The organism is Vibrio sp. OPT46, assembly GCF_015163535.1.
GTDB classification, from domain to species: domain Bacteria; phylum Pseudomonadota; class Gammaproteobacteria; order Enterobacterales; family Vibrionaceae; genus Vibrio; species Vibrio alginolyticus.
Genome location: NZ_JADDYG010000484.1, coordinates 1 through 451, shown reverse-complemented (window position 1 = coordinate 451; position 451 = coordinate 1). Strand labels below are relative to the sequence as shown.

Here is a 451-nt window from a genome sequence, read left to right as displayed (position 1 = left end):
CCGTTTGGTGGTGTAATTGGTGGTAAAGCGAACTTGGAGCTTTCGGTTGCTCATCTAAAACAAGTCGGATTAAATGGAGCTGATGACTATGATATTGGTCGTGATGCTGTAATTTCTATTCCTTCTTTAAATGCGGATAGTGCTTTGGCTGGTAATTTCTTTAGTGATATGCCTTGGTTAATTGAGAAAGAGTCGACAGAGGAAGGCGTAGACAAGTCTGCGGCTGAAACTTGGAAGCAGTATAACGAATCTCAACGCAAGAAATGGTTGAAAGATTGGATTGAGAAACAACCTGCGGTAACTCAAGCACCCAAGCCCTTGGAAAAGTCACTTGATAACCCTTCCTAGATGCAAAAAAACCGCCTTCGGGCGGTTTTTCTTTTCTTATGACTTCATACTGAATTTAGAATTTTCTTTTTAAGCCCCATCAACCCGCTGCAGAAATGTCGTA

1 protein-coding gene is annotated in these 451 nt (G+C 41.7%); it reads left to right on the top strand.

Translation table 11 applies throughout. The features are described from left to right. Nucleotides 1–348: hypothetical protein (locus IQR33_RS33800; protein WP_228014036.1), on the top strand; the 348-nt coding region annotated here is incomplete at its 5' end. Between the last annotated feature and the right edge of the window lie 103 nt (nucleotides 349–451).